We start from the raw sequence: 20821 nt of genomic DNA, 5'->3' as shown, positions 1-20821 counted from the left end.
AATTGATTAATGATAAAGATCTGTAATTTTTTAATGGAGACTAAACATGTGAGATGTCCTATTTTTAATAGACATCTTCATCATCTTCAGTAGAAATATAAGACCATTTTATTTTTAGACTATCGATAAGATTATCAAATCGATGTTTATTATTTGTTCCAATAAAAATGGCAGTGCAATTTTCTTTTTCATCAATACTTAGACTTATAACTTCTTTAAAGTCGTTCGTGTATATTTTTTGATTGCTCCAATTAATCTCTTCTATTTCAGTCCAGCTCATTTTGATTGTTTTGATTACTTCTGGCTGAATGATTTCAAAACTGTTCGCATTATATTTTAGACCGCCAAGCGTTCCATTAACGATTGCCATAAGAAGTAAAAATAATTCGGTTGTATTGGCTTCTAATTGCCAATCGGGTAATTCATTTGAGCCGTAATTACCCCAAACTGGCGGATTGTTGAGTTGCAGGTCTGTATGCTTGATTCCCCAATTAACTACAGATTGGTTTTCTTCATAAAACATTAAATACATGTCATTAGAAAACCCTATTTCAGTAGGTTTAAATAGATTGTTGTGAGCATTGTTTATGCTCGTATTTTTAGCTAAGGTCAAATAATATGCTCTAAGTTTTTCTGGAAGATTTAATTCTAATCCTCTTTCAACTTCAGCAAGTTCAACTTCTTCGTAGCCAAAAGAATTTATGCTTTCATCTAAATTATAAAGTTGGGTTATTTTTTGTGAAATAGTCATTTGAAATAATTTTTAATAGGCTACAAAATGCTTTTATCAGTAGTAGTGTTTATAAAACTTATTTCCACTTTTCTATTAATGCTAATACGCCTTTTTTAATACCGAGATAAAATTCATCATTTTTAAATTCGGGTATTATTTTTTCTTCAATTACATTTTTACATATTTCATCGGTTAAAACTAATTCGGTACCGTAACCGGTTGCAATGCCTATTTGCCTGCAAGGTTTACAAAGAACTATTGTTAATCCGTTATTCTTTTCGGCAGTTCCTACTCCCCAATTTTGACCTAGATCTGTTGCGTATCTGTGAATGTTGTCATAAGGTTTTATGCTGTCAATAGTTACTACAACAATTTGTCTCGTTGTTTCAATATCGTAATCATAAAGTATTTTTGATAATTCGGCACGTTGAGGTTCTGTAAAGACTATACCGTAATCATTTATAATTCCGATTGATTCAGGTAAAGTACCTTTTGTCGTTTTTGAAATCTCAATTTTCTTTTCAGTTGTCTCCCATTCTCGTGCATTTCCTTTACAAGAAAGAAAATTTATAGTCAAAAAAAGGATGAATATTGTAGTTGCGATTTTCATTTATGTAACGTTTATTAACGGTTGGGCTTAATGGCTGATAAACCTTTAATCGCATCATATGTTTTCCCTTCATTCAAGCTAGCAATTGATGGCGACAGTGTATTACTTAGTTTCCAATATAATTTTGCGGTGTCATCCCAAAAAATATCTATTTCTTCAATTTCTTTGATAGTAGATGAAATAGGTTTGTTTATTAATTCTTGCTCAAGAGAGAGCGAACCATAGTCTTCAAATATAGTTTCGTCTTCTTGCCAATGACTTCTATTAATTTTCCCGTCTTCAGAATTAATCCATCTTGTGGTATTTACCCAAGGATCAATGAAAAAATAATTGACTTCTGTTTTAAGATTTTTAGATAATTTCTGAGTTATTAATTTTATTACATCAAAGTCCCAAATATTGAATACCACGTATGTCCATTCCGTATTTGACTCTATTATTAAAAATTCGCTAGCATCTTTATACAGCGAACTCCAATTATGTTCTTTATCAAAAATTAGTTCTTCTGTATCTGATAATTCTAGTGTATTGGCAATCAATTCAATTTCATTATGCCTAATGCATAAATGATGAATACCTATTGTATGTATGAGTTCACTCATAGTTTTCTGACGTATCGATATTTTTGGCTGAATCTCAAACTTTATATCACTTCGGCGCGATCTAAAGAAAAAACTTCTTCCCCGATTTCATTTAATTTTTCGATTATTGTTTCACTACCATTATCAATAATATGCTGTCTTTCTTTTTCGGATATTGGTACCATCCATAGAAAATTTGTTATTGAGTTTCTATACTTTTCAATATTGGGTTCAGGTAAGATGTTAAGTTGACTGGTTAGAAGAACAAAGTTCAGTTTACTTGAATTTAAAGACATAAATTCAATGGTATGCCCTTCTCCCAAAAAAGTAATATTGTGCCAGGGTATAGTAGTTTGGGCACTCATCCATCCTCCAATTTGTTGCACTGCCTCGTCTGTAATTGGTGAATTAATAAGAAAGCCAAATTCTATTCTATTAGCATCGAAACGGTTTTCGGTATACATTTCAACTACTGGCATTGGTATTAGAGAAAGACCTACTGTAGCAAATACCGTTTTTGATTCTCCTTTCTTCAAATAAAGACCTTTTGGTGGCCATTCATTACCGTCTATAGCGAAGTAGTTATCTTGTTCGCCAAAGATTTCATCGTACGTATCAAGTATTTTCGGCTGTAGTATATTGAAAGGGCTTTGTTCTAAATCCCAAGCGTCCCAAAATTCTTTTGATGCATGAACTCGATCATATAAGGCATTATCGTCAGAAAGCTCCCAAGCAAAATCACCTTGACCTTTTGCTTCTTTTGAGTATCCGTTAAATCCGTTTTGACCTGCCCAACTTGCTATGATCGAAATAACTTCACCGTTCGATAAAAGCGCAGCGCCATCACCTTCTTCTAACCAGATGATACTAAGATTATCTTTGTTCAGTTTTTCTGAACCATTAGGGTGTATACAAAATTCTTCTGTCTGCATTGGTGGCACCCCTTGCTCCATTAATGCTGTTTCTAGCTGTTGAGGAGCTTTTTTTAGATTTCTTACCCAAGAAGACTTAACACCGAAGTTAGACCCCTCAGCACCCCATAAATAAAAATATATCGTTCTATTATCTTGTTCTACAATAGCGGTTATGGGGCAAGTAGGTGATTGTTGTTCTATAAGTACTTCTGCTTCTTGTATTTCAGTTTCTTTAGATGATGATTTTTTTTTCAGAAAACCCATTTTGTTTTTTAATTAAATTTGACAATTGGTGTATGAAACATGGTGTGTAAAAGACTGTTATATACTGTTCGTATACAGCCATTAAATTATGATTTTACTTGTTATAACGATAATGACCGATGATTTTATAGTCAAAGAGACAATCTGATAAAACTTGGCCGCCTCCAATATTGTGCACGATTAAATTGCGCTTTCCGTCCTTTGATTTTTTATCGACTACAATACCAATATGAGTTATTGCGCCTCCTAGATTCCAACAAACTATATCGCCAGGTAAATAATGATTTGGGTTGTTAGAAATCGGTTTTTCCGCACCTTCTCTTTTGAAAAAGGTCATCAAGTTAGGCACTCTACGATGATCAATATTTCGGTCAGTAGTTTTTAGTCCCCATATTTTCGGATACACATTAAAGTTAGATTTCATATCTACATGAACTTCTTTCTGTAAGTCAACTCCAACTTTTCTGTAGGCACGAATTACAACATCTGTACAAACACCTTTGTCATTGGGTACATCTCCGTTTGGGTAATCAATAGAAAAGTAACTTGGGTCATACGTTACCTGTTGTTCAGTTAATTCAAGTGCACAATTAGCCAAATCGGTTTGTTTAATTATTGTTTGAGAAAAACAAAGGTTGAGACTGAATAGTAAAAGTATGAATAGTGATTTTTTCATAGTTATAAATACTCTGAATATAAGAAATGTACAGCAGTAGCTCGGCATTGTCATTCGGTTTTTTTCTTTATTCGGTTATAAGAAAGTAACTAATTTTCAATTGATTGAAAAGGAGCGGAGTAGTGCAAGCGGGTTTAGTTACCACCTAATTTCTTTAAATACTTAAAGTGAGAATAAATTGCATTTATGATGCTTAATTCATTGTAGGGCATAGAGAACTTTACCGCTGCTTTTTGTATTTCTGGTGTTATTATAGTATACAAGGTATGTGGTAATTTCGGGAACAAATGATGCGCAGCATGAGAGTTAAAACCACCAAAAATAAAGTTCGCAAATTTACTGGTAGGGTGGTAGTCAAGCGATACAGAAAGTTGGTGTTCGTGATAGCAGGTAGGTAAAAATCCGTTTTCATCATGCTTTGGAAAACTAGTTTCGGTAGTCAAATGAGATATAATTAATGTTAGCACAAAAAATATTGAAATTACCCCATGCATTATAAAAAATGAGATTAAGATTTTAGCTAGTTCTACCTCTAAAAAGTAATACGGAATCACTATTATATATACTAGATAAAGTAGTTTCAAAAGAATTACGGCTGCAATAAACTTTTTTGAATACACCAAGTCTTTCATATTAGCCACCTCTTTTTTAGAGATGTAGATAAAATCTTTAACAAAGATCCAATGCAGCGTGTATAGGCAGTACAAAAGCGGAGCATAAAAATGCTGGAACTTATGAATCTTTTTTAGGGTGTGTGAGTTCGATAAACGAATGAACGAGTTGTTATCTATATCGGCATCACAGCCATCTACATTAGGGAATAAATGATGCGAAGAAAGGTGTCGTTTTTTCCACAAAGTTGCATTCACCCCTTGTAGATTAAATATTAAAAAATGAGTTATAGCATTATACTTCTTATTCGTAAATAAAGTGTCATGTACAGCATCGTGCGATGCATTAAAGGCTAGTAATATTCCTGAAAGACCAATTAGCGAATATGTTGTTATTAGCAGCGAAAATGAATTAGCTACTACATCGGTAAATAGAAATGCATAAAGCCCTAGAAAGGTTAAAAAGTAAAAGAAGAATTTTGCTTTTAAAACCCATTTACTTTTATCAATTACTTCGTCGGTTAGTATGACAGAAATATTTGAGTTTAGCTCCTTAAAAAAAGTAGAATGTGAAGGTTTGAACTTAATTTTCATCTGTATATTAATTTCCTAAAACGTTTAGCTAAGGTTAATGTAAATCAATAATTATTTGAACTAGTAACAATTGAATATGCGGGTTTTTATCAGAATGGTTTTAAAATTTTGTCGTTTTTATAAGCGTCCCCTTTAAGTTGTAATACTTCCACATGCCAATTTCATTTCCATCATGGTATTTGCCTTTACTTTCTAGTTCTCCATTTTCGTGATAGGCTTTAAATTTACCAGTTCGTTCACCGTTGTCGTTATAACTTCCAATTTTCTTTAATTGTCCATTTTCGTAGAAACTTTTCCATTCCCCAATACTTTTATTCTCAATATAGGTGCCAATCGTTTTTAATTTTCCGTTGTTGTGGTACCATCTCCATTCTCCTGTTTTACCTCCATTCAAATATTTTCCAATTATCCACAATTCACCATTTGTTTTATAGCGTTTTGATGCTCCGCTTAGCTTTCCATTCTCGTAGAATTCTGAACTCGCGAGTTGTCCGTTTTTGTAATATGATTTCCATTCATCAATTTTAAGACCGTTTCTATATACTCCGATTGCTTCTAACTGTCCATCATCTTCATACCATTTCCATTCTCCTTCTGCCTTATCGGGTTTTTCATAAGTTCCAATATATAAGAGTTGTCCATTTTCATGAAATTCTTTCCATTCGCCTATTTTTTGTCCGTTTATATAATTTTCTAATTTTGATAGTTGATCTTCAGAATGGTAATATTTCCATTTCCCATTTTTATTACCATCGGTATACATGCCTATTTTTATTAGTATACCATCATGTCTATATTTTTTCGATTCACCATTTCGTCGTCCTTTTGCCCAAGATTCTATACCAGATAAGGTTTTGTTTGACAAATAGTCTATCCATTCTCCAGTTTGCTTATCGTTCTCATATGTTCCAACTGAGGACAACTGCCCGTTTTTGTGAAATGATTTCCATTCGCCGGTTTTCTGATTTTTTATGTCATATTGGCCTTGCCTGCGAACCTGACCATTATCGTAATAGGTAATATCTTTCCTTTGGGCAAACACACCAATTGAGGTAATTAATACTAAAGTTAATATGACTATTTTTTTCATTTTTTACTAGTTAATCAAGATTTAAATGCTCTGACGCTTGGGTCGAAGTATTAATTATGTTTTCAATTCAATGCCTGGCAGGACTTGCCACGAGGTTATTTACTTTTCATTTTTCCCGTACTATTCGCTAGAATTAATACGTTTTAAATAGAACTGACTAAGATTTATATACAGGTAATTTGGTACATGTATAGTTGTATGATATGGTTTCAATATCATTTTTTTGCACTGTAAACAGGAAACTTTAGTACAAATAGGAAAATAGAAAAACCGATTGCGAACGATCCAAAAATCCATCCAAGTTTATGTCCATTTTTATTAGTGTACAATCCTTTTTTCGGTCTAATTATAACTGGTTGAATATCTGATATATTTTCTTGACGCTTTATTGCATCAATAAACCCGTCTTTGTCAATAGAATGAGGCACTATTTCAAAATAGTCAGCTTCATAGAATTTATAGTTTTTAAAATCTTCAACAGCTTGCTTAATAAATATCTGATACTTTTCTTCCTTTACTTCTGGTTCTAGTGTTTTACTTATTTGTTCATGCATTTCTACGCCATACCAATATTTGAACTTATTTTCTGCATTCTCCACTTTTAAAGGATACACAAAATAGGTGTCGAAATTCAATTTTCGACCGTATTTTCCGCTTGTTCTAAATTCTGTATGTGAACTTCCATAGTCTCTATCAACCTCAAAATCATTGATTTTTAAATAGCTGGCATTAGGGTTAAAAGCCTCTTCAAGAGTATTTATTTCTGCCAAACTACCAGTTGCGGTTTTCAAATAACTGTTTGAAATCATCATCATTACAGTCATGGTAGCCCAGGCAATAAATTTAAATAGAAGAGGAGCATCGCTACCTTTCCTATTAAATTTAAGGACTTTAAGTTTTGGTGTAAGCCAAATCGTTATTGGTATCCAAGGGAAAATAATAGGTACCCACATATCAAAAATATCTTCTTTAATATGTAAGATGTATGTGTTGATGGTAAAGACCCACCTAAAAAGTAAAAGAATCAGTGTTGATGCTACCACAACAAAAAGAAAAGTTGGAACAATGTGTTTGAATTTGGTAGCGTAATTTTTCATTCAGTGGTATGTGTAAGCTGATTTTGATTTTATATCATTTCAAAATCCATTAGTATATACAGATTTTGATAGTAAGATTACTTCTCGTTTAATATATAGCTTTGGTAATTTTAAATGGAGTTAAGATTTATCTAAAGATTCAAATAATTGTTTTAAAGGTATTTTTATTACTTCTTCTTCAGCATATTCAGTAAATAGCAATAGATCATTTGTTATCTTAAAAGTTCTCATACCACGTTCGTCAGTTCCATTATTTTGTGACGGATCAAACTTTAAGTGACCAATTTTCTGTGTCTCGATATTTATAATTTCAATGAAATAGCCATTAACAGGAGGAACATCATGATGAATTATTAGATACTTATCTATTAATTGCACCTGATTTATAGAAGGCCAGCTACGTCTATCTGGTGCGCCTGTAACAAGATCATCTGATATAAATGCCCAATTGTAAGTATCTCCTTTTTTGACAAAAACAGTATGTGCTGTCTTAAATATTTTATAGGTATCGTTTTGAGCAACAGGGGTTAAGCTGTCTAATTTTATGATTTGATGACCCGTGTAATAGGCTATATATTCTTGATTTTTTTCAGTTAGCGTAGGGTTTTTATTTTTAAAGTCTTCTGATTGTAAAGAATATTCAAAGCTGTCGATATAATAAGAATCAGGGATCTCTAAAATATTTGGCTGCCAAGCGGTTTTAGGGTTGGCAATAATATCAAAATAAGGATGAGATTCTAGTATTTGTACATTTGAATTTCCACTCAGTAACCATTTTAAAGAGCTGTCAATATGTTCTCTTTTATTAGGTAATGACCTATCTTTTATGGCGGCTAAAAAAAGACTGTTCTTTTTTAGATTTAGGTTTTTAGGTACTTTAATTATATTAGTATAACTAGAATAACAACCGTCGTTGTTAAGTGCAAATTTCTCTTTCGTTTTGCCATCGATTATTGATACGGTTCTACCGGCACAAGCACTTCCCATTTCTCTAAAATCGATAAGCGTATCAACAATTTTGTCATTATTAAAATCTTTAATAATGGTATCGCTGGTATATTGTCCAATTAAATTTTGATGTATACCAAATAAGATTAAAACTATAAGACTAATTTTTTTGATCATTTTATATAATTATAAGAAGTGTTTGTTAATAGCCCACAACGCATTTTATAGTCGGTTATAAGTTTATTTAATAAAGAATAACCGAATAGAAATTAGTAAAGATGCTAAGTATCTAAATAGCCATTTTATGACTATAGCTTAATTATATTTTTTTTCAGAAATTACTTTATCGTTTTTGTATTCTATTTCTTTAGAAACTTTACCGTTAAGCTTATAGAATTTCCATAAGCCTGTTTTTTCATCATTGGCATACATACCTTCGCTTTCTACAGTACCGGCTTCGTTATAAGTTTTGCCTATACCGTTTTTATGACCATCTGCGAAAGTGAATGTTCTATCTAGCATATCATCATCATTGTAATATTTCCATTCGCCTGCCTTATATCCTATTTTATATTGTCCATCAATAGTAAGTTGACCTGTTTCTGAATATTCTTGAAACAAACCATCTTTATAGCCGTCTTTAGAATTTACAATTTCTTTTTTATTTCCATTTTCGTAAAATGCTATTTCAGATTTTAAATAACCTTCAATAAATTGTTTTTCACTGAGTATAATGCCTGAAGGATTATAATATTTAGAAACACCATCTAATTTATTATTCTTGTATGTTTCTAAAACTGCGACCTTCTCATTAGTATGGTATTCTTTTTTCGTATAGTCTTTAGGGGCTGTATAGGTTTTCTCCCAAATTAACCTATCATCTTCCGTTTTTTGAGACCATGCACCAGTTGGCTCGTTGGCTTTGTAATAACTTGTTTCTATTAAAATTACACCATTAGCTGCGTCTCTTAAATTAGAGACCCATTTTCCTTCTTTTGAATCGTTTTTGTAAATTTCGATTCTAATTGGTTCACCTTTTTTATTATAGGTTTTCCACTCGCCATCTTTTAAGCCGTTCTTATAATTGAATTCTTCGTTTATTTTACCATTAGAATAATAAGAAATACTTTTTCCATTTGCTTTTCCTTTTTGATCAAAGTTCATCTCTTGTTCAATATTACCAGAAAAATCATAATCTTTTTTAACGCCTATCATCTTTCCATTTTTAAACGTAACGTCAGTATAAGCTCCGCTATTTTCGGCTAGTTTATAGCTTCCGTTTAAAAATTTACCTTCAGATTTAAATAGGGTTTCTTTGCCAAAACGTTGGTTTTCAACATCACTCCACATAAGGTATGTTTCTTGGGCTTTTATATTTGATGCTAGTAACAGAAAAACAATAATAATTTGTAATCTCATAATTGGTTTTTTTTGATAATTTTAAATGGTTTGCACGTTCTTTTGGTTGAATTGTATAATCTCTTTTTAGAAATTTGGTCTTTATATAAAATTTATAATTTTATAGTTATGGTTTAATTTTATATTAGCTAACGATTTTGAATGCAATTAGTTGTGTTGTATAAAATTCCATTTAGTAGAGAGCAGCCGAGGTTATTTGCTCTCAGAACTTTCTATCATTACTCCGTTTTCAAATGTTGCAATTTCTTTAATTTCTCCATTTTTATTATATAACACCCACTTTCCTGTTCTTTTTCCATCATCATATGTACCAACTGAAGATAATTTTCCATTATCAAAATAACCTTTCCATTTTCCAGAAGTCTTTCCGTTTATATACTTTCCAATACTCTTCAATTTTCCATTGTTATGATAATCTTTCCATTTTCCTATTGGTTTGCCATTATCATAATTTCCAACCTCTTTTAAAATTCCGTCTCTATAAAATACGTTCCATTTACCTTGAATTTTTCCGTCTTTAAATTCTCCAATTTCTTTTAAATTTCCATTATCATAATAACTCTTCCATTCGCCAATTTTCATTCCGTTATTGAATGAACCAACTTCTTTTAATTCTCCGCTATAATGATAGAACTTCCATTCATTTGTTGGCTTTCCATTTTCAAATTCCGCATGTACGCTCAATACACCATTGTCAGAATAAGCTTTCCATATGCCCACTTGTGTTCCGTTTTCATATTCGCCAACTTCTTTTAACTGACCATTTGGATGGTATGTCTTCTGTTCTTGAGCGGTCAAAGTATTTAAAATCAAAAAGTATAATAAAAAGATTGATATATTTTTCATGAATAGATTTTCATTTATTAATGTTTGCTAATGATTTAGCTCAAGTGTTTTATTAAGAGATCAACCTAAATTTTTTACCCAGTATACTACAGTATTTTCATTTTCAAATATTGCGATTTCAATGCATTCAGATTTGGTTCAAATATGTATTTTCTAATAGGAAATACTTTAAAAACAATTTCATTTTCTGAAATCCAAAAATAATCTTCGGGGTTTGATGATACGGCCCAACTTTTGAAACTAACACTTGACATTTGCTCTACTTTGTTGTTTTCATTTTTTTTGCTAAAACTCAAAACTGTAGACTCATTATGTTGATAGGTTGCCGTATTAGTGAACATATCTATAAAGATCATACCGCTGGGTGAGTAATTAGGAAGACCAGATGACATATATCTTTTAGAACCATCTTTTCTGTTTATTAAAAAATAAGCGGGTTGCTCAAAAAATTCTGATATAAGGTAAGAATCAAAATATTCCATTTCTCCTACGCAACTGTAAGTAGTTGTGTAAGCTTCAATTGGCGTGTCTTTAAAATGTATAGAATCTTTTTTATTATCTATTGGTAAATAAAATTCACCAAATGCATTGATTTTTATATTTGATTTATTGGTAATCTCATACTTGTTAGGTATTCTGAAATCTTTAATATGTTCATCTACTAATTCAAGACTAATAAATTTTTTCAACTCTTCATTATAGAACTCCGCATCTAGTTGATTACCATTGGACACATCATACGGAATAGATTTATTTTTTAAATAATAACTGCTATAGGGCTCTTTGCCTGAAATGAATCCAGTTTCTTCAGGGTACCTTATTTGCATTGATTCATCGTTTTTGCTAAGCGTGAAGTCATAAAAATAATACAAACAAGATTCGGGAATTTGACTAATACTATCTTGGCTAAAAATACTTTTAGAGATAATCAGAAATGTAATTAATACTATTTTTTTCATATGCTTTTTTATATGATAGTACGGGGTCATTATATGAAACGTATCGTATAAAAAGATATTACATAGTATATTAGGCAGTCTTTGCTATTATAAAACCTGGTAACCCTTATGATGTAACTTATTTTTCGCTTTTATGTAGATAAATAGAGAATAGGTGGAATATAAAAAGCTCATAGAACCTGATTTTAGAATCTATGAGCCTAGAATAGCATTCACTCAGGTTTAAGAAGAATTTATTTGTTTTTTACCTCAGCTCTTTGATAGCCACTAGCAATTATGTTTTGCTTATTAGTTTTTGCTCTATTATTAGCCATAAGTAGTTAAAAAAGACAGACCAACCACTTAATTTAGGGTTAGGTTTTTTACCTTGACCTATTCGTTTTATTTGAGACTCATACCATACAATATTCATCATTCCATCAATTGCTTTTACTCCTGTTTTTTTAATATTTGTTGCAAAATTAGCTTGGCTTTCGTTGAATATTTCATTTCCAATATTAGGAAATATCGCAAAAGGCCTGGCAATACCAATAATATCTAATTGGTTAGAAGCAATGGCATCTTGCATTACAGCGGTAGTACGAAATCCTCCTGTTAACATTAAGGGAGTACTTGTAATTTGCCTCACTTTATCAATATAATCCATAAAATAAGCTTCTCTTTTAACGGTACTTTCTTTGCGTTTTCCCATCATTGCCGGTGCTTCATAGGTTCCTCCTGATATTTCTATTAGATCAATACCTTCTTTTGAAAGAATTTTAACAACTTCCATTGATTCTTCTTCTGAAAATCCGCCTTTTTGAAAGTCCGTAGAGTTCAATTTAATTCCAACAGGAAAATTAGGTCCTACCCGTTCTCTAATTTTTCTATAAACTTCAACGACAAACCTGGACCTATTCTCTAAAGTACCACCCCATTTATCTTTTCTAATGTTTGTATAGGGCGATAAAAACTGACTAACTAAATACCCATGAGCACCATGAATTTGAATACCTGAAAAGCCTGCTTCTTTTAAAATGATAGATGTATTTGCAAAATCTTCAATGATTTCTAGAATCTCACTTTCACTTAAAACCTCAGGTACTTTTTTTGTCGTTTTCTTTCTTCCACCAGTTTTTAGAGCTACGGCAGAAGGAGCTTTTAAACTACTGTTAATTTGTTCCATAGCTTGTCTGCCAGGATGGTTTATTTGAGCCCACAAATGCGTATTTGTACCTTTTACACTTTCAGCCCACTGTTTAAGAACTGTAATGTTTTTTCTATTTTCAACAACTACATTTCTTGGTTCTCCAATTGCCCTGGAATCAATCATAATGTTTCCAGTAATCAATAATCCGGCACCACTTTTTGCCCATGTTTTATATGTATTTATCAGAATAGATGTTGGCTCATGATGCTTATTAGATAAATTTTCACTCATTGCTGATTTAGCAATCCTATTACTTAAGATTACTCCATTTGGTAAAATCATTTCTTCCTGTAATACATTCATAGGATTAGTTGTAACAGTGTTTTAAATAAAATTTAATTTATAATAGTATGATTCAATTTGAATTTATTGAGTATGGCGAGGTTTTTTTTGACGGCACGGCTGTGATGAGTGGTGGAATTAAAAGTAGTGAACTTTCGATTAAGCACTTAGCCAAATCTTTTTATTTTGTTTTATCTTTTCATTTTTAAAGCCAAATCAAAAGATTTGGCGGACTTGGTTAAAAGCTCTAAACCTTGGGTTAAGCACCAAAACCCGTATTAATTATAGCCATTGTTTGTTGGCAACAGTGTTTATTCAATTTTACTTTTTAAATATCTAACATTCATTAATTTATCTCCTGTTATACCTCCATATTTATCATAAATTTTTAAAGCAATAAAATTATCGTCAACCCAAATAATTTCATTAATTCTCCAATCAGAAGTATTGAAAGTCTCATAATTTTCAAAGTCTATTTCTTGAGTTTCTGTATTTTTTTTATATAATCCGATAAACGATTCTTTATCGAAGACAGAAGATGAATATGATATTAATTTGTTTTTGTCTTTGGATAGAGAAGGAGTTTCACATTCCGTATCGAATGGGCTTTCTAAGTAGTTTTGAATGCCTGTATTTTTATCCAATAGAGATGTTCCACAATAAAGTACTCCGCAATAGGTCAAAACATATTTATTTAATGAATTTAAGTAGCCTTTATAATAAGTGCAATTATTAAAATCAATTCCACAACTAAATTTTTTTTCTGTATTTTTTATAGAAAGTGTAAAAAAACTATTTTCCTTATTAATTATTAACGAATCAATTGTAACATCATTAGAATATTTTTTTTTGTAATCGAAATATTGAGTTGAGTCAATAGGGGAGAAAGTTAAATCTAACTTATTATCACCTTCTTTCTTTTTTTGTTCTTCAAGATTATCTAAGGTGTTAATTTCTGTAATAAGTTCAGTTTTCGGTTCAACTAGAGCTATATTTTTTAGTTTTTCAGATACTTTGTCTTTACAGCTTAAAGTAGTAATCAATAATAATACTATGTATATTTGAGCTTTTTTCATATTGTTGCCACCGTTCAGTATAAGAAACGTAGGGCAGGAGATAAGCACTTTCGTTTCGGTTTATTGCCTAGCAAAATATAAATATTTTGCTTTTATTTTTTCTCTTAGATGCCAAATTTTATATTTACCGGACTTTGATAGTATTCACAGACCTTTCGGTTAAGCACAAACGCCATATGTTTTTTATACCGTGTTGTAAAATGTTTATTTTGAAATTAACCTTCAAAATCACCACAATCATAGTCAGCAGGGAACTCTTTCATATTAGATTCTGTAATAAAGATTGAGTTTATTTTAAAGACTCCCCCATTCGGGTCTTTAGTCGCTTTCATGTCCAATTTACCTACTATGGACAAGTTATAGAGCGGAACCTCTTTGTGTTTAGTGAATAGTAATTTAACCCCAGATGCCAAAACAATTGAAACCCCATGTTTAATCAGTTTGTAATCAGTAATATTTAGGGATATGTAATCTGATTTGTTTTCTGGAGGAAATGAATTCCAATAACTGTATATAAACAATTTATTATTTCCTTTGTCAATCGTCAGACTTGCCAAATCAGATCCGTAACAAGCATTTGAAAAATCAAATACATATTTCTTATAAGGATCGGTTTCGTTTTCATCATATATGACCATTCCTATTAATTTCTGATTAAATAAATCATCAACGATTCCATAATTTTGCTTATCCCTGTTCGTTAAAACTGAGTCGCTTGTTTGTATATTATTAATTGATTCCTTACTGTTAGAAAATGAGTCATTTATATTCTCATTTTTCTTATGATTTGATTCTGTTGTTTTTTGAGTCCTAAAATCACAAGAAAATAACATAAATAAGACTACTATTATACCAGGAATTACTGTTTTCATTTCAATATTTTACAACGGCTACGCTTAGGCAATGGTTAGTACGGGGATTGAAAGTAGTGAACTTTCGATTAAGCACTTAGCCAAAACTTTTTATTTTATTTTATCTTTTTTATTTAAAGCCAAATCAAAAGATTTGGCGGACTAGGTTAAAAACTCTATACTTTGAATTAAGCACCAAATCCCGTATTAACTATAGCCATTGTTGTAAAACGTTTTATCCATCAAAGTCTCCACAATCTTCAAATTCAAACTCATCTTCTTTAAAAGTGAAATAATCAGTCACTCTAGCTCCAATATAACTATGCGGAAATTCACCAACTATTTTAAGTTTGTATACTATTTTATTGTCCGTTTTTATAAAAAGTAGATTCAATTCTTTCCCAATATCATTGCTTAGGTCAATTGATATACCATTATTCACTTCTTCTTTTTTGAGAATATCGTAGGTGTAGAACTTACTTTTTGAAAAAGGAGGTAAGGAATCTGTATTCTCTCTACAGTATGGGAATAAATATGCCTTACCTTGTTTTAACAAAATTGAAGGAGAGTCACACATACAATATGATGAAAAATCAATAATATATTTTTCTGTGTTCTCGGAGTCAATAGTTAACCCAACTAACTCTACATTAAATAGTTCAGAATACTTTTCATTTTTTATTTCTGAAGTTACTTTTTCTAAAGTATCTCCAATTTTAGAATCTTTTTTCTGTTTATTATCAAAACAAGAAATCAAGCTTATTGATATAAAGAATAATATTGAATAATATCGTTTCATTTTAATGTTTTACAACGGCTAGGCTAAGCGTAGTGCGGTAGTAAGGAAACTTTTCGTTTCCGTCTACGCACGAAGCTAAAGCTTATTGTTTTGATTTATTTTTTCTATTCTAAAGCTAAATCCATAAGATTTAGCGACTCTATAAATATACACAGACCTTTCGGTTTTGCCCTAAAGTCCGCATTACGTTTAGCTATTGTTAGCTGCTGGCTTTTTTTATTGCTGTTCCGGCTTTATTTCAAAGTTACTTTTCAAGTGAAATTTCCAATCGTCAGTAAATTCCAAAAAGTACTTTCCGTCTTCCGTTGTCAAAATAAGCCCCTGCCCACCAGTTGCGATATTGAATTCTTCCCAATTTTCAATAAAATCGCTGGTTTTAATTCGAACTATCGGGTCATCAAATGAAATCCATGTCAACATAGTGTCATAACTGGATAAAGGACTTTTTTTTAGCCAAGACTTTATTTCTTTTTCATTTTTATCATAGTCAAAGAAGAATTGAAAATGATTTTCAATTTGAGTCCAGTCAATTGTTGAGTGGTCAATATTCCAACTTTCCCCACCAGTTTTAATTCCAAGCTGATTTAACAAGTCGGTAAACCCACCTTTTATTTCTTCTTCGCCATATAGTTCAAGAAAAGTTAGATGTTTGTGAAGAAAATGCTTTTTGTTGTTAAAGAATGTCATTTTTTGAGCTTGCAGCTAACGGTGCGGCTATGGCAAGTAGGGCAGGCAAGGAAACTTTTCGTTTCCGTCTGGTCTACGAGCCAGAGCTTTTTGTTTTGTAATTATTTTTACTTCTTTAATTGCCAAATCCAAAAGATTTGGCGGACTTAGTAAATAAGCCCAAGCCATTAAATTTAGCACTTTATGCTCTATTTGCTATAGGTATTGTTAGCTGTAGTTATTTTTTTTACGCCCAATATTATTAATAAAATACCAAAAATAAATATTGCCCAGTATACTAAATCATACTTTAGTCCATCTAACCAGTTAAAAAATGGTTCTCCAAATCTTGTATTAATAAGACTTACACAAAGATTGCTGATAAAGTGTAGTAATATTGAATAGCTTATTTTTTTTGTTTTAAAATATATTAAGCAACTTATTATACCAAATATAAATGATGGTAGAAGATTACCAGGAGTTTCAAAATGTATTGCGGAGAAGCATATGCTAGATATGATTATTGCAAGATTTAATTGATACTTTTCTTGAAGTTTTGAAAATAAAAATTTTCTAAAAAAAAGCTCTTCAAATATTGGAGCTATAATTAATGTTCCGAGCATAAAATAAAGAGGTTCAAAATTTAATTCTCCGTAAGTCCTATTGTATGGTTGAAAATTTGCGTTTTGAAAATATTCAATTAGTCGATTATAATCCCACAATGGTTGTCCAACAAAACCGAGTCCAATTGCAATCAGAATTAAATAAGGGATTAGATTATAGTCGAGTCCATCAATATCCAGAACATTGGAATAATGTGGTTTGGGTTTCCAAAATAGATAAAAAACTAACAAATAAGCCATTACAGCTGATAAACTCCAAACAATATCAAACATTGCGTTAAACAGGTTGATATCCCAATTTGTGTATTTTACAAGTAATACTAAAATTCCTTGTGGAATATAATAGATTACAGTTACCAATAAAGTTAATAAAATGGCTTTTGTTATTTTCAATAAAATGTTTTTTTATAATTACAGCTAACAATTGGATAAACGTACCTAGGTACGTTTATTTCTTATTTACCCGTAATTTAATCAAATCTACCAAAGTATCAATGAATACGGTTGCTTAGTGGTGTTTGCCCGTATATTATACGTTTGTAAACGTTTAAATTTTGTTGTTGGCGTAAAAATTATTTTAACTAAAGCGACTTCAATAATCCGCCATCAATAGGAATATTCGTTCCTGTAATATAAGCGGCGTTATCAGATGCCAAGAAAGCTGCTAAATACCCATATTCTTTTGGGTCACCAATTCGCTGCACTGCTACTCTAGATTCCATTTCTTTTCTTACTTGGCTTTGTTCAATACCTAATTGTTCCGCTTTTTTGGCATTAAGCTGCGCAATACGGTCCGTGTCAAAATAACCGGTGAGTACGTTATTTACTGTAATATTATGTTTGCCAACATCGGTAGCTAAAGATTTGGCCCAAGTGACCACGGCAGCTCTAATAGAGTTAGATAGTGCCAAGTATGATAATGGTTCTTTTACAGAGACCGAAGCTACATTGATAATACGTCCCCAATTATTCTCTGTCATTGAATGCAAAGCCAATTCCGTTGTAAAGACCACGGTTTTAAATAGCAAATCAAATGCGGTTTGATAGTCATCAACTTGTTTTTCTATAGCACTGCCAGCAGCGGGACCTTGCGTATTATTCACAAGAATATCGACACTGTTATTTTCAAAGTATTTGGTAATAACCTTTTTGTAGTCATTAAAATTATTAAAATCTACTGCAAGGTATTGATGTTGCTGCCCTTGGTCTGTAGGCAAGTCATTTACGATGTTGTGCAATTTCTCTTCGCTGTGCGACATTAAGGTTACACTGGCACCGCTTTCTGCCAATTGCTGCGCTATTGCTTTACCAATACCACCGCTACTACCACCAACTAATGCTTTCTTATTTTTTAAAGATATATTCATTTCTTATATTTTTAGATTAGGTAACTGAGCGAAGCCGAGGTTAACAACCAACTGCTAACGATATTCTTCTCGTGTTGGGCTAAATACATCTAACAACTTACAAGGGGTCAAGGCAACACCACTATGTTTTAAATGCGGAGCAATTACCACGATGTCACCTGGGCGGTACACCTTAGTGGTTCCATCTAAAGTGAATTCAAAATCACCTTCCATCACATGCATGATCTGCTCGTTCATATGCGCATGTTCAGGTACCGTGGCGCCTTTTTCTACATCCCAAAATGCCATACTCATATTTTCAGAGTGTACCAATTTGCCATGTAAACCGGGCATAATCTCTTTAGAGGTTATTGTAGAAAGGTTGTAGTTCATTATTCTTTAGTTTAAGAACTAAAGATACTAGAATCTGTCGCAATTTTATAATAGTTGTTCGTCTAGAAATGTTGTTTTCTGTTAGTTGCCGAATTCCCAATCAAGTACCACAAATTCGCAGCGTCTGTTCCACTCATGATCCTCTTCTGAACAGGCTTCTTCAGTTGCACAAACTACAATAGGTTTTGATTCTCCGTACCCTTTTGAAACCACTCTACCAGATTCAATTCCGTTTTTAACCAAGAAATCTTTGGCAGAATCGGCACGTTTTTGAGATAGGTCTTTGTTATAGCTTTTATTGCCGCGAATATCTGTATGGGTACCAATTTCAATGACCATACCCGGGTTTTTCTTCATGATATCGATAACAGTCTGTAAACGTTCGCGAGACTCTCTTCTTAGATACCATAAACTATAATCGAAATGTATTTCTTCGGTCTGTATAACCGTACGGTCGCTCTCTTTTACTAAAGCTTCTTCTGTTGCTATTGCATCGGCTATTTTCTTTGCCAGTGCCTTCTCGGTTTTTGCTTTCTCGACAATGCGCTGTTGCGTTAAACGTTCAGCTTCTTCAATACGTTGTTTTTCTGCTAATAGATCGGCTTTTTTATCTGCCTCTAACTTTTTAGCAGCCATTTGTTCGGTGCGTAGTTTTTCAGCTTTTTGCTTTTCTTGCAATGCTAATGCTTCTGTTTTTTGTTTTTCTAGGATGGAATATAAAGGCATCGATGCATCATGTTCGGCATTTCTTTCTTTTGTACTGCGGATGTTCTTGGCATTATCTTCATACCCATTTTTTTCAGCTTTTACTTCGTAGGATGCTTCACAGACAATATCAAAGTCAAACGCACCATTTTCTTTAGTAATACATGTGGCTATCACTTCGTTTTCTGCATTAAGTAATGTTACTGTTGCATTAACTAATGGTAGGGTAGTGGTACGATCTGTAATAATACCGGTAATAAACTGTTCGCAATCTTCAATTGATAATTCTTTGGTTACGTTAAAACTATAGATATCATCACTTCCTTTACCAGATGGTCTGTTCGATGCAAAATAGCCCGATGCATTTTCAGTATTCAATACATACGAGAAATCATCATAACCACTGTTTACTGGTAACCCTAAATTATCTGGATGCTGAAATGTTCCATTCTTATTTTCAGAAACAAAGACATCTAAAAGTCCGAAACCTGGGTGTCCGTTTGATGAAAAATAAAGAGAACTATCCGAAGCTATAAAAGGGAATTGCTCCTTCTTATCTGTATTGATAATAGTACCTAAATTAACGGGAGTGCTAAACGAATTGTCGGTTTGTAAGCTTGTTTCATAGATGTCGAAAGAGCCAAATCCGCCAGGTCTATCCGAAGAAAAATATAATTTTGTACCATCTGCATTTAAAGCAGGGTGCTCATTAGAATAATCGTCGCTATTGAACGAAAGTTCTGTAATATTCCCCCATTCGCCGTCAACTAAACTAGCACTGTATATTTTTAAATTAGAAACCTTTTGATCATCTGTTTTACGCTTGCCATGGTTGTAATTGTTACGGGTAAAGTACATGGTGTTTCCGTCGGGTGATACTGTAAAAGAACCTTCGTGCAGTTTTGTATTAATAGTACTCGATAGGCTGAGACTAATACTATCGCCCAGTTGTTCTTGATTTATGGGGTGCGTGTAAATATCGAGATACTGCTGATTGTTCCACCGGTATGTTTTCGAAGTTGATTTTTTATGTGCTGCGGTGTACCAAATGGCATCACCTACCTGCATTGCCCCAAATTCTGATGTTGTCGTATTCAGGTTACTGTTTTCAATTGCGAAACGATCACCAATTGCTTTTACATTTTCTAGGTATATATTTTCTTGTTTTAGTTGCTGCAATTTTTCTGAATTGCCTTCTTTGGTGTAATAATCGAATAATACCTGTGCGGCTTCGTCATATTCGCCAATGGCTTTTAAAGACTGGTTCAGCTTAAAATAATACTGCTCATCTACCGTATCGCCATAATTAGAAATGAGGTAACGGTACCAACGTGCCGATGCATTTAGATCAAAAGTGTGGTAATAGCTATCTGCCAGGTTCTTTACGACCAAACTGGTTTTATTGCTCGGTAATGCGGCTTCGTACAAGGCAATGGCATCTGCATAGTATTTCTTTTCAAATAGGTCATTGGCACGTTTTAAATCTTGTGACCAGACGGATTGAAAAATGCCTAAAAATAGGATGATATAAATATGTAAGTTTTTCATT

At 32.3% G+C, this 20821-nt stretch carries 22 protein-coding genes; all 22 read right to left on the bottom strand.

The genetic code is table 11. From position 1 onward, the window contains the following. Nucleotides 1-64: 64 nt before the first annotated feature. Nucleotides 65-751 carry an SMI1/KNR4 family protein gene (locus tag ACJJVT_RS12865; protein ID WP_405399203.1) on the bottom strand — a complete coding sequence of 229 codons (687 nt, stop codon included), beginning with the start codon at nucleotides 749-751 and terminating at the stop codon, nucleotides 65-67. A gap of 58 nt (nucleotides 752-809) precedes the next feature. Further along, nucleotides 810-1343, bottom strand: a complete 534-nt coding sequence (locus tag ACJJVT_RS12860) for a TPM domain-containing protein (RefSeq protein ID WP_405399201.1) — start codon at nucleotides 1341-1343, stop codon at nucleotides 810-812. A gap of 14 nt (nucleotides 1344-1357) precedes the next feature. Next, complete coding sequence (locus ACJJVT_RS12855) at nucleotides 1358-1945, bottom strand: hypothetical protein (RefSeq protein WP_405399199.1); 588 nt, start codon at nucleotides 1943-1945, stop codon at nucleotides 1358-1360. A gap of 41 nt (nucleotides 1946-1986) precedes the next feature. Beyond that, complete coding sequence (locus ACJJVT_RS12850) at nucleotides 1987-3102, bottom strand: suppressor of fused domain protein (RefSeq protein WP_405399197.1); 1116 nt, start codon at nucleotides 3100-3102, stop codon at nucleotides 1987-1989. Between the two features lie 94 nt (nucleotides 3103-3196). Then, nucleotides 3197-3778 (bottom strand): DUF1287 domain-containing protein, encoded by a 582-nt coding sequence (locus ACJJVT_RS12845; protein WP_405399194.1) that lies wholly within the window; start codon nucleotides 3776-3778, stop codon nucleotides 3197-3199. Nucleotides 3779-3912: 134 nt separating this feature from the next. Then, nucleotides 3913-4983, bottom strand: coding sequence for a fatty acid desaturase family protein (locus ACJJVT_RS12840; protein WP_405399192.1), 1071 nt, complete (start codon nucleotides 4981-4983; stop codon nucleotides 3913-3915). 100 nt (nucleotides 4984-5083) lie between these two features. Further along, complete coding sequence (locus ACJJVT_RS12835; RefSeq protein ID WP_405399190.1) at nucleotides 5084-6073, bottom strand: toxin-antitoxin system YwqK family antitoxin; 990 nt, start codon at nucleotides 6071-6073, stop codon at nucleotides 5084-5086. A 215-nt stretch (nucleotides 6074-6288) separates the two neighbouring features. Then, the gene (locus tag ACJJVT_RS12830; RefSeq protein ID WP_405399188.1) at nucleotides 6289-7170 is read right to left on the bottom strand and encodes a hypothetical protein; all 882 of its coding nucleotides are present in this window, start codon (nucleotides 7168-7170) and stop codon (nucleotides 6289-6291) included. Nucleotides 7171-7290: 120 nt separating this feature from the next. Next, nucleotides 7291-8295 (bottom strand): hypothetical protein, encoded by a 1005-nt coding sequence (locus ACJJVT_RS12825; protein ID WP_405399186.1) that lies wholly within the window; start codon nucleotides 8293-8295, stop codon nucleotides 7291-7293. Between the two features lie 138 nt (nucleotides 8296-8433). Beyond that, the gene (locus ACJJVT_RS12820; protein ID WP_405399184.1) at nucleotides 8434-9537 is read right to left on the bottom strand and encodes a toxin-antitoxin system YwqK family antitoxin; all 1104 of its coding nucleotides are present in this window, start codon (nucleotides 9535-9537) and stop codon (nucleotides 8434-8436) included. 192 nt (nucleotides 9538-9729) lie between these two features. Continuing rightward, nucleotides 9730-10383, bottom strand: a complete 654-nt coding sequence (locus tag ACJJVT_RS12815; protein WP_405399182.1) for a toxin-antitoxin system YwqK family antitoxin — start codon at nucleotides 10381-10383, stop codon at nucleotides 9730-9732. Between the two features lie 86 nt (nucleotides 10384-10469). Continuing rightward, nucleotides 10470-11342: a hypothetical protein gene (locus ACJJVT_RS12810; RefSeq protein ID WP_405399180.1), complete on the bottom strand. Its 873-nt coding sequence runs from the start codon at nucleotides 11340-11342 to the stop codon at nucleotides 10470-10472. A gap of 274 nt (nucleotides 11343-11616) precedes the next feature. Beyond that, nucleotides 11617-12834 carry an NADH:flavin oxidoreductase/NADH oxidase family protein gene (locus ACJJVT_RS12805; protein WP_405399178.1) on the bottom strand — a complete coding sequence of 406 codons (1218 nt, stop codon included), beginning with the start codon at nucleotides 12832-12834 and terminating at the stop codon, nucleotides 11617-11619. 290 nt (nucleotides 12835-13124) lie between these two features. Continuing rightward, a complete protein-coding gene (locus tag ACJJVT_RS12800; protein ID WP_405399176.1) occupies nucleotides 13125-13889 on the bottom strand; it encodes a hypothetical protein in 765 nt (254 codons plus the stop codon). A 215-nt stretch (nucleotides 13890-14104) separates the two neighbouring features. Next, entirely contained in the window at nucleotides 14105-14761 is a 657-nt protein-coding gene (locus tag ACJJVT_RS12795; protein ID WP_405399174.1) for a hypothetical protein, read from the bottom strand. A gap of 214 nt (nucleotides 14762-14975) precedes the next feature. Continuing rightward, the gene (locus ACJJVT_RS12790) at nucleotides 14976-15539 is read right to left on the bottom strand and encodes a hypothetical protein (protein ID WP_405399172.1); all 564 of its coding nucleotides are present in this window, start codon (nucleotides 15537-15539) and stop codon (nucleotides 14976-14978) included. Between the two features lie 216 nt (nucleotides 15540-15755). Then, nucleotides 15756-16226, bottom strand: coding sequence for a hypothetical protein (locus tag ACJJVT_RS12785; RefSeq protein WP_405399170.1), 471 nt, complete (start codon nucleotides 16224-16226; stop codon nucleotides 15756-15758). A gap of 27 nt (nucleotides 16227-16253) precedes the next feature. Beyond that, nucleotides 16254-16394, bottom strand: coding sequence for a hypothetical protein (locus tag ACJJVT_RS12780; protein ID WP_405399168.1), 141 nt, complete (start codon nucleotides 16392-16394; stop codon nucleotides 16254-16256). 20 nt (nucleotides 16395-16414) lie between these two features. Further along, complete coding sequence (locus ACJJVT_RS12775; protein ID WP_405399166.1) at nucleotides 16415-17221, bottom strand: CPBP family intramembrane glutamic endopeptidase; 807 nt, start codon at nucleotides 17219-17221, stop codon at nucleotides 16415-16417. A 188-nt stretch (nucleotides 17222-17409) separates the two neighbouring features. Then, complete coding sequence (locus ACJJVT_RS12770) at nucleotides 17410-18195, bottom strand: SDR family oxidoreductase (RefSeq protein WP_405399163.1); 786 nt, start codon at nucleotides 18193-18195, stop codon at nucleotides 17410-17412. Nucleotides 18196-18249: 54 nt separating this feature from the next. Then, complete coding sequence (locus ACJJVT_RS12765) at nucleotides 18250-18567, bottom strand: cupin domain-containing protein (protein ID WP_299321144.1); 318 nt, start codon at nucleotides 18565-18567, stop codon at nucleotides 18250-18252. Between the two features lie 81 nt (nucleotides 18568-18648). Next, nucleotides 18649-20820, bottom strand: a complete 2172-nt coding sequence (locus tag ACJJVT_RS12760; RefSeq protein ID WP_405399161.1) for an OmpA family protein — start codon at nucleotides 20818-20820, stop codon at nucleotides 18649-18651. Between the last annotated feature and the right edge of the window lies 1 nt (nucleotide 20821).

Origin of the sequence: Maribacter sp. Asnod2-G09 (assembly GCF_045063795.1) — a bacterium.
Taxonomy (GTDB): Bacteria; Bacteroidota; Bacteroidia; order Flavobacteriales; family Flavobacteriaceae; genus Maribacter.
The sequence above is the reverse complement of the archived record's forward strand: the minus strand, read 5'-3'. Positions and strand labels throughout refer to the sequence as shown.